1 protein-coding gene is annotated in these 701 nt (G+C 68.3%); it reads right to left on the reverse strand.

Annotation, left to right across the window (positions count from 1 at the left end; translation table 11 throughout):
* A partial coding sequence (locus HUA74_RS47015; protein ID WP_174459512.1) for an AMP-binding protein occupies positions 1 to 701 on the reverse strand: 701 nt, incomplete at both ends.

Genomic DNA, 701 nt, shown 5'->3' on the forward strand with positions numbered 1-701 from the left:
TGCGGAAGCCGCGGACCTTCACCTGGAAGTCGGAGCGGCCGAGGAACTCGAGAGTGCCGTCGGCGAGCCAGCGGACTCGGTCACCGGTGCGGTAGAGGCGAGCACCAGGAGTGCTGCTGAAGGGATGAGGTACGAAGCGCTCGGCGGTGAGGTCGGCGCGGTTGAGGTAACCCCAAGCGAGGCCGTCACCCCCGACGAAGAGCTCTCCAGGGACGCCCGGAGGCAGGGGCTGGAAGGAGGCGTCGAGGACGAAGGCGGAGGAGTTGGAGAGAGGAGCGCCGATGGGAACGGAGCGGGAGAAGGAGTCCCCATTCCGCAGCGAGTGAGTGGCGGAGAAGGTGGTGTTCTCGGTGGGGCCGTAGCCGTTGACGAGGACGTGGCCCGGGGGCAGCCGCGAGAGGTGCTCGCGGACGCGAGAAGGCGGGAGGACGTCGCCACCGGCGAGGACCTGGCGGACACCAGCCAGCGCGACGGGCTGAGTCGCCACCATCTGCTCGAAGAGAGCGGCGGTGAGCCAGAGGGAGGTGATGCCCTCGCGGACAAGCAGAGAGCCCAACTCCTCGAGGGACAGGGCATGAGGAGGAGCGAGGACGAGCTTGGAGCCGTGGAGGAGAGCGCCCCAGATTTCGAGGGTGGAGGCGTCGAAGGCGACGGGGGCTGCGTGGAGCCAGACGTCGGAAGCGGCGAAGGAGATGAAGGAA

Origin of the sequence: Myxococcus sp. CA051A (assembly GCF_013336705.1) — a bacterium.
GTDB classification, from domain to species: domain Bacteria; phylum Myxococcota; class Myxococcia; order Myxococcales; family Myxococcaceae; genus Myxococcus; species Myxococcus llanfairpwllgwyngyllgogerychwyrndrobwllllantysiliogogogochensis.